This window comes from Streptomyces sp. NPDC036813 (genome assembly GCF_055609245.1).
In genome coordinates this window covers 45,852-59,712 of sequence record NZ_JBVJPV010000009.1, presented here as the reverse complement: position 1 = coordinate 59,712, position 13,861 = coordinate 45,852, and the positions used below count along the sequence as shown (strand labels likewise).

Sequence of the window (13,861 nt, the reverse complement as noted above, 5' to 3'; positions counted from 1 at the left end):
CCGTTGCGCCGCCGGACCGGGCCCGGGCGCCTGGCCCGTTCTGGGTGCGGGCGCCGTGGATCCGTACTAGACAGTCACCCATGCGGATCGAAGTACGGCGCACGGGCGGTTTCGCGGGCATCGAGCGGCACGGCGAGGTGGACACCGCGGGCCGCCCCGACGCGGCCGAGTGGCACACCCTGGCCGAGCGGGCCCTGACGGCGGGCCGGTCCACCCCGCCGGCCGGGGTGCCCGACGGCTTCGGCTACCGGATCACGGTGGACGGGGCGACGGTGTACGCCGCCGATCCCCACCTCACCGAGGAGCAGCGCACGCTGATCTCGCGGGTGCTGAAGGAGGGCGCGTGAACGCCCTTGTCGCGCAGGGGTGTTGACGCGGGTTACCGCCGGTACGGATGATCCGCCCATGGCGACGGATCCGATGCCGCAGTTCCCGCCCGGCTTCCTGTGGGGCGTGTCCACCTCGGCCCACCAGATCGAGGGGGCCGTCGACGAACGCGCCCCCTCCGTCTGGGACGCGTTCACGGCCGAGCCGGGCCGGGTGAAGGACGGCTCGACGGCCGCGGTGGCCTGCGACCACTACCACCGCTACCGCGAGGACGTGGCGCTGCTGGCCGGCCTCGGCGTGGACGCGTACCGCTTCTCGATCTCCTGGCCCCGGGTGGCCTCGCCCGGCGGCCTCGACTTCTACGACCGCCTGGTGGACGAACTGTGCACGGCGGGCGTCCGCCCGGTGCCGACCCTCTTCCACTGGGACCTGCCCGTGGACCTGGAGTGGCTCGAGCGGGACACGGCGCACCGTTTCGCCGAGTACGTCACGACGGTCGCCGACCGCCTGGGTGACCGCGTGCACCAGTGGATCACCCTCAACGAACCGGCCGAGCACACGCTGCTGGGCCACGCACTCGGAGTGCACGCCCCCGGCAGGCAGCTGCTGTTCGACGCGCTGCCGGTCGCCCACCACCAGCTCCTCGCCCACGGCCTCGCGGCCCGGGCGTTGCGGGCGTCCGGCGCGGCGTCCGTCGGCATCGCCAACTCGCACGGACCGACCTGGCCGGCGTCCCCGGCGGGGCCCGACCGGGAGGCGGCGGACCTCTACGACGTACTCCTCAACCGCCTCTTCGCCGACCCCCTCCTGCTCGGCACCTACCCGCAGGGGCTGGCCGAGCTGATGCCCGGGGACGTCGAGGCGGACCTGAAGGTGATCGCCGAGCCGCTCGACTTCTACGGCGTCAACTACTACGCCCCGACGAAGGTGGGCGCCCCGCAGGGCACGGACGACGAGTTCGGCGGGGTGCCGCTCCCGGCCGAACTGCCCTTCTCCGTCCGGCGGATCGAGGGCGTCCCGGTCACCGACTTCGGCTGGCCGGTGGTGCCGGAGGCGCTGACGGAGCTCCTCACGGCCTTCCGCGACCGCTACGGCGCACGGCTGCCCCCGGTCGTCATCACCGAGAACGGCTGCAGCTACGAAGGCGTCGACGACCAGGACCGCGTCGCCTACCTGGACGCCCATGTCCGGGCCCTGCACGCGGCCCTTGACGCCGGGGTCGACGTCCGCGGCTACTTCGTCTGGTCGCTGCTGGACAACTTCGAGTGGGCCGAGGGCTACGCCCGCCGCTTCGGTCTGGTCCACGTGGACTACGCCACCCAGCTGCGGACCCCCAAGGCGTCCTATGCCTGGTACCGGGAGCTGCTGCGGGCCCAGCGCTGAAGGCCGGGCCTCGCGGCGACCGGAAGACCGGGGACCGAGGCGGCGACCGGAAGGCCGCGCCTCGGGGCGGCGAGCGGCGTCAGAAGCCCAGCTTGCGGAGCTGCTTCGGGTCGCGCTGCCAGTCCTTCGCGACCTTCACGTGCAGGTCGAGGTAGACCGGTGTGCCCAGCAGCGCCTCGATCTGGCGGCGGGACTTGATCCCGACCTCCTTCAGCCGCTTGCCCTTGGGGCCGATGATGATCCCCTTCTGGCTGGGCCGCTCGATGTAGACGTTGGCGTGGATGTCCAGCAGCGGCCGGTCCGCGGGGCGGTCCTCGCGCGGGAGCATCTCCTCCACGACCACCGCGATGGAGTGCGGCAGCTCGTCGCGGACGCCCTCCAGCGCCGCCTCGCGGATCAGCTCGGCGACCATCACCTGCTCGGGCTCGTCCGTCAGGTCACCCTCGGGATAGAGCGCCGGGCCCTTCGGCAGCAGGGGGATCAGCAGGTCGGCCAGCAGGTCCACCTGCTTGCCCGCGGTCGCCGAGACCGGCACGATCTCCGCCCACTCGATGCCCAGCTCCCGGCCCAGCTGGTCGATCGCGATCAGCTGCTCCGCGAGGGCCTTGGAGTCGACCAGGTCGGTCTTGGTGACGATCGCGACCTTGGGGGACTTCTTGATCCCCGCCAGCTCCTTGGCGATGAAGCGGTCACCGGGGCCGATCTTCTCGTTCGCCGGCAGACAGAAGCCGATCACGTCGACCTCGGCCCACGTCGTGCGGACGACGTCGTTGAGCCGCTCGCCCAGCAGCGTGCGCGGCTTGTGCAGCCCGGGGGTGTCCACCAGGATCAGCTGGGCGTCCGGCCGGTGCACGATCCCTCGTACCGTGTGCCGCGTCGTCTGGGGCTGGTCCGCTGTGATCGCCACCTTCTGCCCCACCAAAGCGTTCGTGAGGGTGGACTTGCCCGCGTTGGGGCGGCCCACGAAGCAGGCGAAGCCGGCGCGGTGGACGCTGTCGCCCGGCTGCTCGGATGACTGGGTACGAACGCTCATGGCGTTCATTGTCCCTGATCCACGAGCCCCCGCCGTACGCGTCCACGAGCCCCCACCCCACCGTGAGCTTCCGGTAACGCTCAGGCAATGAAACGTGGCGGAAACACACCCGTACGCGCCCGGAAACGCACACGGGTGAACCTCTGTCGCAGCCCCCACACCGTTGGAGACGCCCGTGACTCTCGCCGCCGCGCACGTCGACACCGGCGACACCGCCTGGCTGCTCGCCGCGACCGCCCTCGTCCTGCTGATGACCCCGGGCCTGGCCCTGTTCTACGGCGGCATGGTCCGCGCGAAGAGCGTCCTCAACATGCTGATGATGAGCTTCGTGTCGATCGCCCTGGTCACCGTGGTCTGGCTGGCGGCCGGCTACTCGCTGGCCTTCGGCGACGACGCCTTCGGCGGGCTCATCGGCGGGCTCGGACAGGCCGGCATGCGCGGCCTCGGCCCGGACAGCGTCCACGGCACCGTCCCCACCGTGCTCTTCGCCACCTTCCAGCTCACCTTCGCGATCATCACGGCCGCGCTGATCAGCGGCGCGGTCGCGGACCGGACGAAGTTCAGCGCCTGGCTGGTCTTCGTGCCGCTGTGGGCGCTGCTCGTATACGTTCCCGTCACTCACTGGGTGTGGGGCCCGGGCGGCTGGATCGGGCACGAACTCGGCGCCCTCGACTTCGCCGGCGGTCTCCCCGTGGAGATCACCTCCGGCGCCTCCGGCCTCGCCCTGTGCCTGGTCCTGGGGCCGCGTCTGGGCTTCAAGAAGGACGCGATGCGGCCGCACAACCTGCCCATGGTGGTCCTCGGCGCCGGTCTGCTCTGGTTCGGCTGGTTCGGCTTCAACGCCGGCAGCGCGCTCGGCGCGAGCGGCCTGGCCGCCGCCGCGTTCCTGAACACCCTCGCCGCCGGCTGCACCGGCCTGCTCGGCTGGCTCTTCGTCGAGCAGCGGCGCGACGGCCACCCGACCACGCTGGGTGCCGCCTCCGGCGCGGTCGCCGGTCTGGTCGCGATCACCCCGTCCTGCGGCACGGTGTCGCTGCTCGGCTCGCTCGTCGTGGGCCTCGCCGCCGGCGTGGTCTGCTCCTACGCGGTGAGCTGGAAGTTCAAGCTGAACTACGACGACTCCCTGGACGTCGTCGGCGTCCACCTGGTGGGCGGGGTCATCGGCACCCTGATGATCGGCCTGTTCGCCGAGAAGGCGATGACCGGCGGCGTCGAGGGACTGCTCTACGGCGGCGGGCTCGCCCTGCTCGGCAAGCAGCTGGTCGCGGTGGCCGTCGTGGCGGGATACGCCTTCGCGGTGACGTACGGCCTCGGCAGGGCGCTCGACAAGGTCATGGGCCTGCGGGCGAGCGAGGAGCAGGAGCACACGGGCCTGGACCTTACGGTGCACGCGGAGACGGCATACGATCACGGCGTCCTGGGCCACGGCGCCCCGGTCGCCCACTCGCTCGTCTCCACCGCCCAGAAGGTCACCTCCCAGGCATGAAGCTCATCACCGCGATCGTCAAGCCCTACCGCCTCGACGAGGTCAAGACCGCGCTCCAGGAGCTGGGCATCCAGGGCCTGACCGTGAGCGAGGCGAGCGGCTACGGCCGCCAGCGCGGGCACACCGAGGTGTACCGGGGCGCCGAGTACCAGGTCGACCTGGTGCCCAAGGTCCGTATCGAGGTCGTCGTCGAGGACGCGCTGGCAGAGGACGTCATCGACGCGATCGTGAAGGCCGCGCAGACCGGCAAGATCGGCGACGGCAAGGTGTGGTCGCTGCCCGTCGACACGGTCGTCCGGGTCCGCACCGGCGAGCGCGGACCCGACGCCCTGTAGTCCTTCGTCAGTCCGCGGAGACGGTCTGCCGCACCTCGCCGTCCGGGCCCGCCAGCAACACCGGCGTCCCGGCCCCGCCGAGGTCGCGTACGGCCGCCAGGTCCTCCGCGGTCGCCGACTCCGCCTGCGTCACCACCGCCGCCGCCTCCAGCGACTTGGCGCCGGACGCCACGGCCATGGCGACGGCCGTGCGCAGCGCGCTCAGCTTCAGCGAGTCCAGCGCGACGGTCCCGGCCACGTATGTACGGCCGGTGTCGTCGCGGACGGCGGCACCCTCGGGCACACCGTTGCGGGCCCGGGCCGATCGGGCCAGGGTGACGATCTTGCGGTCCTCGGGGTCGAGCGCGTGGGTGTCGGTCATGCCCTGAGCATACGAACAGGCCCACGGGACATCCGGCCACGGGGTCCGTGGCCCGTGCACCGCCCGGGTTCCGGGGTCAGGGCCGGTCCAGCCGCAGTCGCTCCGCGCGGGGCAGGCCGGCCACGACCAGGTCGTAGGAGTCCTCCACCAGCTCGCGGACCAGGCGGTCGGGGAGGGCGCCGTCCACGGTGACCGTGTTCCAGTGGCGCTTGTTCATGTGCCAGCCCGGAACGATCAGTCCCTCGTGCTCGCGGCGCAGCCGGATCGCGTCCTCCGGGTCGCACTTGAGGTTGACCGTCAGGGGCCGCGCGTCCAGCTGGGTCAGCGCGAACATCTTGCCCAGCACCTTGAACACCGAGACCTCGGGACGGAACGGGAAGTCCTCCTCGGCCTCGTTGAACGACAGGCACAGGGCGCGCAGCTCCTTGGGGGTCACTCCGCCTTCTCCTCGGCGCCGTCGGGCTCGTCCGCCGGGGCGACCGGCTCGACCAGCACCGTGACGATCTTGTTGCGGCGGCCGGCGGCGGACTCGGCCGTCAGCCGCAGCTTCCGGCCGTCGGGCAGTTCGACGACGCTGGAGGCGCCGGCGATGGGCACGCGGCCGAGGGCCTTGGCGAGCAGGCCGCCGACGGTCTCCACGTCCTCGTCGTCGAAGGCCTCCAGGCCGTACAGCTCGCCGAGGTCGCCGATGTCGAGGCGGGCGGTGACCCGGAAGCGGTCGGCGCCCAGCTCCTCCACGGGCGGCAGCTCCCGGTCGTACTCGTCGGTGATCTCGCCGACGATCTCCTCGAGGATGTCCTCGATGGTGACGATGCCGGCCGTGCCGCCGTACTCGTCGATGACGACGGCGACGTGGTTGCGCTCCTTCTGCATCTCCCGCAGCAGGTCGCCGGCGTTCTTGGTGTCCGGGACGAACACGGCGGGGCGCATGGCCGTGGAGACCAGCTCACTCTCGGCGTCCCGGTTGATGTGCGTCTTGCGGGTGAGGTCCTTGAGGTAGACGATCCCGACGATGTCGTCCTCGTTCTCGCCGGTGACCGGGATGCGGGAGAACCCGGAGCGCAGGGCGAGGGTGAGGGCCTGCCGGATCGTCTTGTACCGCTCGATGGTGACCAGGTCGGTGCGCGGCACCATGACCTCGCGCACGAGGGTGTCGCCCAGCTCGAAGACCGAGTGCACCATGCGCCGCTCGTCGGCCTCGATCAGCGACTCGGCCTCGGCGAGGTCGACCAGCGCGCGCAGCTCCGCCTCGGAGGCGAACGGGCCGCGGCGGAAGCCCTTGCCGGGGGTGAGCGCGTTGCCGATGAGGATCAGCAGCGACGGGATCGGGCCCATGACCCGGGCGAGCGGCAGCAGCACGTACGCCGCCGCCGTCGCGGTGTTCAGCGGGTGCTGGCGGCCGATGGTGCGCGGGGAGACCCCGACGGCGACGTAGGACACGAGCACCATCACGGCGATGGCGACGAGCAGCGCGGTGGCGGTGCCCTCGAACTCCTTCAGGCAGGCGTAGGTGACCAGCGCGGCGGCGGCCATCTCGCAGGCGACGCGGACCAGCAGCGCCACGTTGAGGTAGCGGGTGGGGTCGGCGGCGATCTGGGCGAGCTTGGCGCTGCCGCGGCGGCCGGATTTGACGGCTTCCTCGGCGCGGAAGCTGGAGACCCGCGCCAGGCCCGCCTCCGCGCAGGCGGCGAGCCAGGCGACGACGACCAGAGCGATCGCGCCGAGCACGAGTTGTGGACTCATGGGCCTACGACACAGTGGGCGCCGGGGACGGGCCGGTCATGCCCCGCTCCGCGCGCCAGCCGTCCACGATGGCCGCCTGCAGGCCGAACATCTCGGCCTTCTCGTCCGGCTCCTCGTGGTCGTAGCCCAGCAGGTGCAGCACCCCGTGGACGGTGAGCAGCTGGAGCTCCTCGTCCATGGAGTGCTGCGTCGGGGCGTCGGCGCCCTGCTTGGCGGCGACCTCCGGGCACAGCACGATGTCGCCGAGCAGGCCCTGCGGGGGCTCGTCGTCGTCCTTGGACGGCGGCCGCAGCTCGTCCATCGGGAAGGACATGACATCGGTGGGTCCGGGCAGGTCCATCCACTGCACATGGAGCTGCTCCATGGCGTCGGCGTCCACGACGATCACCGAGAGCTCGGAGAGCGGGTGGATGCGCATCCGTGCGAGCGCGTAGCGGGCGATGTCGAGGATCGCCTGCTCGTCGACCTCGGTTCCGGACTCGTTGTTGACGTCGATCGACATGGTGCTGTGTGTGTCTACTTCCCCTTGTGCGCGGACTTGCCCCGGCCGGACTTGTGCCCGCCGTTCTCGGTGCCGTGCGTGCTGTCGTACTTCTCGTACGCGTCGACGATACGGCCGACCAGCTTGTGCCGGACGACATCCTGCGACGACAGCCGGGAGAAGTGGACGTCCTCGACGCCCTCCAGGATCTCCTGGACCTGGCGCAGGCCGGACTTCTGCCCGCCGGGCAGGTCGACCTGCGTCACGTCACCCGTGATCACGATCTTCGAGTCGAAGCCGAGGCGGGTGAGGAACATCTTCATCTGCTCGGGCGAGGTGTTCTGGGCCTCGTCCAGGATGATGAAGGCGTCGTTGAGCGTACGGCCGCGCATGTACGCGAGCGGGGCGACCTCGATCGTCCCGGCGGCCATGAGCCGCGGGATGGAGTCGGGGTCGAGCATGTCGTGCAGGGCGTCGTACAGCGGGCGCAGGTAGGGGTCGATCTTCTCGTAGAGCGTGCCCGGCAGGAAGCCGAGCCGCTCGCCGGCCTCGACGGCGGGCCGGGTGAGGATGATCCGGTTGACCTGCTTGGACTGCAGGGCCTGCACGGCCTTGGCCATGGCGAGGTACGTCTTGCCCGTACCGGCCGGGCCGATGCCGAAGACGATCGTGTGCTTGTCGATCGCGTCGACGTACCGCTTCTGGTTGAGGGTCTTGGGGCGGATGGTGCGCCCGCGCGAGGACAGGATGTTCTGCGTGAGCACCTGGGCCGGGGTCTCCGGCCCGTCGTTCGTCCCGGCGTCGCTCGCCTTGAGCATGGCGATCGAGCGTTCCACGGCGTCCTCCGTCATCGGCTGCCCGGTGCGGAGCACGAGCAACATCTCCTCCAGCACGCGCGAGATCAGGGCGACGTCCGCGGGGTCGCCGGCGGCGCTGATCTCGTTTCCCCGGACGTGGATGTCGGCCGCCGGGAAGGCCTTCTCGATCACGCGCAGCAGGGAGTCGCCGGAGCCCAGAACGGTCACCATGGGGTGCTGGGCGGGGACGGTGAACTGTGCCTTCGCCTGCCCCTGCGCGGGGGTGTGAGCTGTGGGTGTCTGAGTCATGGGCCGGCGCCGCGCGCCTGCGGTTCCTCCTCGTCACGGCCGCGCATGGCTTCGAGCGGCCTCGCGACATCAAGAGTACGACGCGGGGCGGGCTTGGCCGAAGGGCTTTTCGAGGGTGACGGTGTGCCGCGGGGTACGGGCCGCGGACGGCCCAGGGGCGCGGGGCTGCCTTGGGCATGCGGCTCGGCCGCGTGGGCGCGGCCGGTCACGCGGCTCGCTGCGTGGGCGCGGCCGGTCACGACAGACCCGCGGACCGGGGCACAGCACCGGGCGCGGGAATGAACGCCGGGCGCAGCGCACCGTCACGCGGGGCTGCGGAAGCCGATCGTCGGGACCGCCCGGCGCAGGGGCCAGCACGCCGCCTGGGCGTCGGGGACCAGGCCCTCGAGGAAGGCGTAGCGGTCCAGGGCCGTCGGGTTCTGGCCGTCGACCGAGCGGACCGTGCGCCACCACGCGCCGATCTCGGCCCAGCCCGGCGCCGAGAGCGAGCCGCCGAACTCCTGCACCGACAGCGCCGCGGTGAGCCCCGCGAAGGCGATCCGGTCGGCGAGCGGCCAGCCGGCGAGCGTGCCGGTGACGAAGCCCGCGACGAAGACGTCCCCCGCGCCGGTCGGGTCCAGGGCCTCCACGGCGATCGCCGGGACCTCCGCGGACTCCCCGGTGCGCCGGTCCACGGCGTACGCCCCCTCCGCGCCGAGCGTGACGACCGCGACCGGCACATGGCGGGTGAGCGCGTGGGCCGCCGCCCGCGGGCAGTCCGCGCCGGTGTAGCGCATCGCCTCCTCGGCGTTGGGCAGGAAGGCCTCGCAGTGCTCCAGGTCGGCGAGGCCCGCCAGGTCCCACGCCCCGGTGTCGTCCCAGCCGACGTCGGCGAAGATACGGGTGCCGCGGCTCGCGGCCGTGGCGATCCAGGGGGCGCGCCGGCCCGGTGTGAGGGAGGCGACGGCGGCGCGGGCGTAGGGCGGATGGTCCGGGGCGGGCTCCTGCGGGGGCGGTTCGTGTCCGTGGGAGACCATCGTGCGCTCCCCTTCGTACGCCATCGACACGGTGACCGGGGAGTGCCAGCCGGGGACGGTCCGCGACGGTGTGAGATCGATGCCCTCGCCCTGCTCCAGCGCGTCCCAGCAGTACTCGCCGTAGTGGTCGTCGCCGAAGGCCGCGGCCAGGGAGGTCCGCAGTCCGAGCCGGGCGAGCGCGGTGGCCATGTTGGCGACGCCGCCGGGGCTGGAGCCCATGCCCCGCGCCCAGGACTCCGTCCCGCGGACGGGAGCGGAGTCGAGGCCGGTGAAGATGATGTCGAGGAAGACGGTGCCCGTCAGGAAGACGTCGCACGGTGGATCGCCTGCCGTGCGCTGCTCGGCGAGCGGGTCGATCCGGGGCCGGCGGTCGCGGTCCTCTCCCATGGATCCCATCGGTCCCATGGCTCCGGTGGACGGGGTCACGGTGCGCTCCCTGACGTGGTGCGGATCTGGCCAGTCTGCACCACGGCACCGGCAACGCGCTCGCAGCCGCCTCGAGGTCGTTCGAGGGCGCAAGGGACGCTTCGGGGAGGGGATCGTGCGGCGGCACCCTCGGGTGGTGCCCTTGCGGGCTCCCGGGCGGCGCGCATCGCTGCCGACGCTGCGGCAGCCGCTCGGGCGGTCCATCCCGGCCGGCGACCACCGGCTCGGCATGCCTTCGCTCGCCGACGCGGCGGCCTCGGGCGGGAGCGCGGCGAGGGGGGTCCGCGAGTGCGAGGCGCTGACGCCGGTTCCGGCCGCCCCCTCAGGGGGGAGGCCGGCCGGGGGTCACCAGCGCGGGACCGACGGCGTGACCCACCCGGGGTCCACGGCCCGCATCGCGGCCGCGTCGTCGCGGTCGCGCAGCCGGCCGTCGTCGTCGAGCCAGCGCCGGTGCAGGAACGCGAGCCTGCCGGGGTCGAGTTCGACGCCGAGGCCCGGTGCGTCCGACACGGCGACGCACCCGCCGTCGAACGTCAGCCGCTCGGTGAGGACGTCCTCCGACTGCCAGGGGTAGTGGGAGTCGCAGGCGTGGTGGAGGTTCGGCACGGTGGCCGCGACGTGGGTCATCGCGGCCAGCGAGATGCCGAGGTGGGTGTTGGAGTGCATGGACACCCCGACACCGAAGGTGCGGCACAGCGCGGCGAGCTGCTGGGTGTTGCGCAGCCCGCCCCAGTAGTGGTGGTCGGAGAGGACGACCTGCACGGCGTCGCGCGTGAACGCCTCCTTGATCTCCGCGAACGTCGTCACGCACATGTTGGTGGCGAGCGGCACGTCGGTGTGCCGCGCCACCTCGGCCATGGCCGGGGTGCCGAGCGCGGGGTCCTCCAGGTACTCCAGGACGTCCGCGAGTTCCCCGGCGACCTTCAGCGAGGTCTCGACGGACCAGGCCCCGTTGGGGTCGAGCCGCAGCGGGCGGCCGGGGAAGGCCTCGGCGAGCGCGCGGACCGCCGCGACCTCCTGCTCGGGCGGGAAGACACCGCCCTTGAGCTTGTAGGAGGTGAACCCGTACCGCTCGGTGAACAGCCGTGCCTGCGCGACGACCCCGGCCGGGTCCAGGGCCGCCCCCCAGTCGTCCTTCTCCGCCGCCACGCCCTCGGGGTGCTCGGCCCACTTGTAGAACAGGTACGCGCTGTACTCGACGGCGTCGCGCACCTTGCCGCCGAGCAGCGCGTGCACGGGCAGCCCGAGGGCCTTGCCGAGGGCGTCGAGGCAGGCGACCTCGAAGCCGGAGACGACGGACAGCCGCAGCTTGTCGGCCGTCTGCACACCGCGCAGCCCGCCGACGTCGACCTGACCGGAAACCCGGGAGGAGTCGACGGCGATCTCGTCGGCCACGCTGAACAGGCCGTTCAGGTCGCTCACCGCGCGGCCGGCCAGCCGCTGCGCGAACGGCCGGGCCAGCTCCAGGTACTTGGTGTCGCCGTACGTCTCGCCGACGCCGGTGATCCCGTCGGCGGTGACCACCTCCACGATCAGCCGGGGGGTGTACGGCTGGTGGACGCCCTGGGTGTTCAGCAGCGGCGGGTCGGCGACCAGGATCGGTGTGAGGCGGACGTCGGCGATGGTGAGGTTCACAGGGCGGCTCCTACGAGGTCGAGTCCGGCGGCGAGCAGGGCCGACAGGTCGGCCAGGTCGGCGGCCGAGGGGTCGGTGAGCGGGGCGCGTACGGGCCCGACGGGCGCGCCGCGCAGCCGGGCGGCCGCCTTGACCAGGGACACGGCGTATCCGGGGACCCGGTCGCGCAGTTCGACGAGGGGCACGTAGAAGCCGCGCAGCAGCTTGTCGACGGTGGAGTGGTCGCCGGCGCGCAGCGCGGTGAGGAAGGCGTGCGCGATCTCGGGGGCGAAGGCGTGGACGGCGGAGGAGTAGGCGGGCACCCCGACGGTGGCGTAGGCACGGGCCTGGATCTCGGCGGTGGCGGCGCCGTTGAAGAACAGGAAGTCCCCGGGTGCGGCGAGGGTGAGGCGCTGGAGCCTGTCCAGGTCGCTGTGGCCGTCCTTGAGGCCGATGACGCCGGGGATCCCGGCGATGCGCCGCAGGGAGGCGGCGGTGTAGGCGACCTGACCGCGCTGGTAGGCGATCAGCGGCAGCGCGGTGCGGGCGGCGAGCTGCTCGAGGTGGGCGACGAGCCCGTCCTGCGCGACGTCGACCAGGTAGTGCGGCAGGACGAGCAGGGCGTCGGCGCCGGCCTCCTCGGCGATCCGCGCGAAGCGGGCCGCCTGGGCCCAGCCGTACCCCGTGCCGGCGACGACGGGCACGCGGCCGGCGGCCTCGGTGACGGCGGCGGTGACGACCTGCCGGTACTCGTCCTCGTCGAGCGAGAAGAACTCGCCGGTGCCGCAGGCGGGGAAGAGCGCGCCGGGTCCGGCCGCGAGCTGCGCGGCCACGTGCGCCCGGCAGCCGTCCGGATCGAGGGTGCCGTCGTCATGGAAGGCGGTGAGCGGGAAGGAGAGCACGCCGGCCGCCATCCCCTCGCGCAGTCTGCGCGCCACGTCCGTGCGCCGGTCGTCGGCCACCGACCTCATCTCCCCCTCGAACGTCGTCCATGTATGCAGACAGAGATTATGAATGCGAACGGACGGCGTCAATGGGCCCGGCGCCCCCGAGCCGTGCGCACGGACGTCACGGGCCCGCTCCCCAGGGCCAGAACGGCGCCCTCCACCGGTGAGAGCGCGCGCTTTTACCCGTCCTCACGCATGCCAAACCACACCGTGCGCCACATCACACCCCCCGCTCTTCTTCCGGGCCGCCGCACTTGATACAAATTCTGCGCGCGTTCCTGTCCGTCGACGGTCGTCGCCCATCCCCCTTCCGTGCCGCTCCTTTCGCATGCCCTGGGAACGCCCGTGTCCGCCCCCCGCACCACGCCCTGGCCCCTCGTCGCCCTCTTCACGGCCGGGTACCTCGCCCCCTACCTGCTGCCGACCACCGTCGGCCGCCTCGACTCCGGCCTGCCGCTGACGGCCACTCAGGCCGGCGCGGTCGGCAGCGCCCTGCTGCTCGGCTCGGCCACCGCCGGCTTCCTCCTGGCCTCCCGTGTGGAGCGGATCGGCGCCCGCCTCCTGGCCCGGCTCGGCCTCGCGCTCGCGCTGCTCGGCTACGGCGGCGCCGCGCTCACCACCGCCGTACCGGCCGTCGTGACCGGTGCGGTGATCGGAGGGTTCGGCTCGGGCACGATCACGGCGGTCGCCGCCACCGGGATCGCCGCCCAGAGGGACCCGCACCGCACGACGACGGTGGGCCTCCTCGGCGTGTCGGCCCTCGCCGCCGCCCTGTGCCTGACGATCCCTCACCTCGGCCCGGGCCACGCCCAGCCGCTGGCGGCGATCGCCCTCACCGCGCTCGCGGTCTGGCCCCTGACGAGCCGTCTGCCCGCCCGCACCGCCGCCCCCGCGCACGCGCGCCGCGCCCCGGCCACCCGCCTGCCCCATCTGCGGGCCGGTCTGCTGCTGGCCGCCGCGATGCCGTGCTGGTCCCTCGCGCAGAACGCGCTGTGGGGGGTGAGCGGCCGCATCGGCCTCACGCAGGCCCATCTGTCGGAGTCGGCGGTCGGCGCCGTGTTCGCCGTGGCGCTGGTCGCGGGCCTGCTCGGCGTGACGGGTGCGGGCGCGATCGGCCCGCGCTTCGGCCGCACCGCGCCCATCGGCGCCGGCACGGTTCTGATCGCCGGCTGCATCGCGCTGAGCGCGTCCGCGACCGGCCTGACGTCCTTCGCGGCCGGTGAGATCGCGTGGAACGCGTTCTACCCGATCGTGCTGTCGTACCTCATCGGCCTCGCCGCCTCCCTCGACCCGCAGGGCCGCTGGGCGGTGCTGGTCGGCTCGGCCTCGTCCCTCGGCACGGCGGCGGGCCCGCTCACCGGGAGTGTGCTGGCCGCGCAGGCCGGGTTCCCGGTGATGGGGGCGGTCCTGGCGGCCGGCCTGCTGGTGATCGCCGTACCGATGACGGTGGTCGCCCGGTCGGCGGGCCGGCGCCCGCTGCCGGTGGTCGAGATCCCCGTGGAGACCCCGGCCGTGGTCGAGATCCCCGTGGAGAGCCCGACCCCACTGGCTCACGAGACGACCCCGGCCGCCTGACGACCGCGCCCGGCGTCTGCCGGGCCTC

Annotated in this window: 14 protein-coding genes; 5 read left to right on the top strand and 9 right to left on the bottom strand. The window is 72.8% G+C overall.

The window, feature by feature from the left end:
* Nucleotides 1–80: 80 nt before the first annotated feature.
* Both ACZ67Q_RS19735 and ACZ67Q_RS19730 read left to right on the top strand, forming a co-directional pair.
* The gene (locus ACZ67Q_RS19735; protein ID WP_471183600.1) at nucleotides 81–347 is read left to right on the top strand and encodes a protealysin inhibitor emfourin; all 267 of its coding nucleotides are present in this window, start codon (nucleotides 81–83) and stop codon (nucleotides 345–347) included.
* A 58-nt stretch (nucleotides 348–405) separates the two neighbouring features.
* A complete protein-coding gene (locus ACZ67Q_RS19730) occupies nucleotides 406–1,710 on the top strand; it encodes a GH1 family beta-glucosidase (RefSeq protein ID WP_471183597.1) in 1,305 nt (434 codons plus the stop codon).
* A 79-nt stretch (nucleotides 1,711–1,789) separates the two neighbouring features.
* Here ACZ67Q_RS19730 and era read toward each other — a convergent pair whose 3' ends face one another.
* The gene (gene era / locus ACZ67Q_RS19725) at nucleotides 1,790–2,743 is read right to left on the bottom strand and encodes a GTPase Era (RefSeq protein ID WP_471183595.1); all 954 of its coding nucleotides are present in this window, start codon (nucleotides 2,741–2,743) and stop codon (nucleotides 1,790–1,792) included.
* Nucleotides 2,744–2,918: 175 nt separating this feature from the next.
* Here era and ACZ67Q_RS19720 point away from each other — a divergent pair, with 175 nt between their 5' ends.
* A complete protein-coding gene (locus tag ACZ67Q_RS19720; protein ID WP_471183592.1) occupies nucleotides 2,919–4,229 on the top strand; it encodes an ammonium transporter in 1,311 nt (436 codons plus the stop codon).
* Nucleotides 4,226–4,564: a P-II family nitrogen regulator gene (locus ACZ67Q_RS19715; RefSeq protein ID WP_471183589.1), complete on the top strand. Its 339-nt coding sequence runs from the start codon at nucleotides 4,226–4,228 to the stop codon at nucleotides 4,562–4,564. Before ACZ67Q_RS19720 ends, ACZ67Q_RS19715 begins: the two co-directional genes overlap by 4 nt.
* Nucleotides 4,565–4,571: 7 nt before the next feature.
* Here the strand turns inward: ACZ67Q_RS19715 and ACZ67Q_RS19710 are convergent, their stop codons facing one another.
* The 8 genes from ACZ67Q_RS19710 to ACZ67Q_RS19675 all read right to left on the bottom strand — a co-directional run bounded on the left by ACZ67Q_RS19710 (nucleotide 4,572) and on the right by ACZ67Q_RS19675 (nucleotide 12,282).
* Entirely contained in the window at nucleotides 4,572–4,925 is a 354-nt protein-coding gene (locus ACZ67Q_RS19710) for a cytidine deaminase (protein ID WP_471183587.1), read from the bottom strand.
* Nucleotides 4,926–5,001: 76 nt separating this feature from the next.
* Complete coding sequence (locus ACZ67Q_RS19705; protein WP_471183585.1) at nucleotides 5,002–5,361, bottom strand: MmcQ/YjbR family DNA-binding protein; 360 nt, start codon at nucleotides 5,359–5,361, stop codon at nucleotides 5,002–5,004.
* On the bottom strand, nucleotides 5,358–6,668 hold the full coding sequence (locus tag ACZ67Q_RS19700) for a hemolysin family protein (RefSeq protein WP_471183582.1): 1,311 nt from the start codon (nucleotides 6,666–6,668) through the stop codon (nucleotides 5,358–5,360). The genes ACZ67Q_RS19705 and ACZ67Q_RS19700 overlap by 4 nt, the downstream gene beginning before the upstream one ends.
* Before the next feature lie 4 nt (nucleotides 6,669–6,672).
* Entirely contained in the window at nucleotides 6,673–7,170 is a 498-nt protein-coding gene (ybeY, locus tag ACZ67Q_RS19695) for an rRNA maturation RNase YbeY (RefSeq protein WP_361636895.1), read from the bottom strand.
* A gap of 14 nt (nucleotides 7,171–7,184) precedes the next feature.
* Complete coding sequence (locus ACZ67Q_RS19690; RefSeq protein ID WP_471183579.1) at nucleotides 7,185–8,255, bottom strand: PhoH family protein; 1,071 nt, start codon at nucleotides 8,253–8,255, stop codon at nucleotides 7,185–7,187.
* A gap of 302 nt (nucleotides 8,256–8,557) precedes the next feature.
* A complete protein-coding gene (locus ACZ67Q_RS19685) occupies nucleotides 8,558–9,676 on the bottom strand; it encodes a carbohydrate kinase family protein (protein ID WP_471184215.1) in 1,119 nt (372 codons plus the stop codon).
* A gap of 366 nt (nucleotides 9,677–10,042) precedes the next feature.
* The gene (locus ACZ67Q_RS19680; RefSeq protein ID WP_471183577.1) at nucleotides 10,043–11,332 is read right to left on the bottom strand and encodes a glucarate dehydratase family protein; all 1,290 of its coding nucleotides are present in this window, start codon (nucleotides 11,330–11,332) and stop codon (nucleotides 10,043–10,045) included.
* Nucleotides 11,329–12,282, bottom strand: a complete 954-nt coding sequence (locus ACZ67Q_RS19675) for a 5-dehydro-4-deoxyglucarate dehydratase (RefSeq protein WP_471183575.1) — start codon at nucleotides 12,280–12,282, stop codon at nucleotides 11,329–11,331. The genes ACZ67Q_RS19680 and ACZ67Q_RS19675 overlap by 4 nt, the downstream gene beginning before the upstream one ends.
* Before the next feature lie 321 nt (nucleotides 12,283–12,603).
* Here ACZ67Q_RS19675 and ACZ67Q_RS19670 point away from each other — a divergent pair, with 321 nt between their 5' ends.
* The gene (locus ACZ67Q_RS19670) at nucleotides 12,604–13,833 is read left to right on the top strand and encodes an MFS transporter (protein WP_471183572.1); all 1,230 of its coding nucleotides are present in this window, start codon (nucleotides 12,604–12,606) and stop codon (nucleotides 13,831–13,833) included.
* Nucleotides 13,834–13,861: the final 28 nt, after the last annotated feature.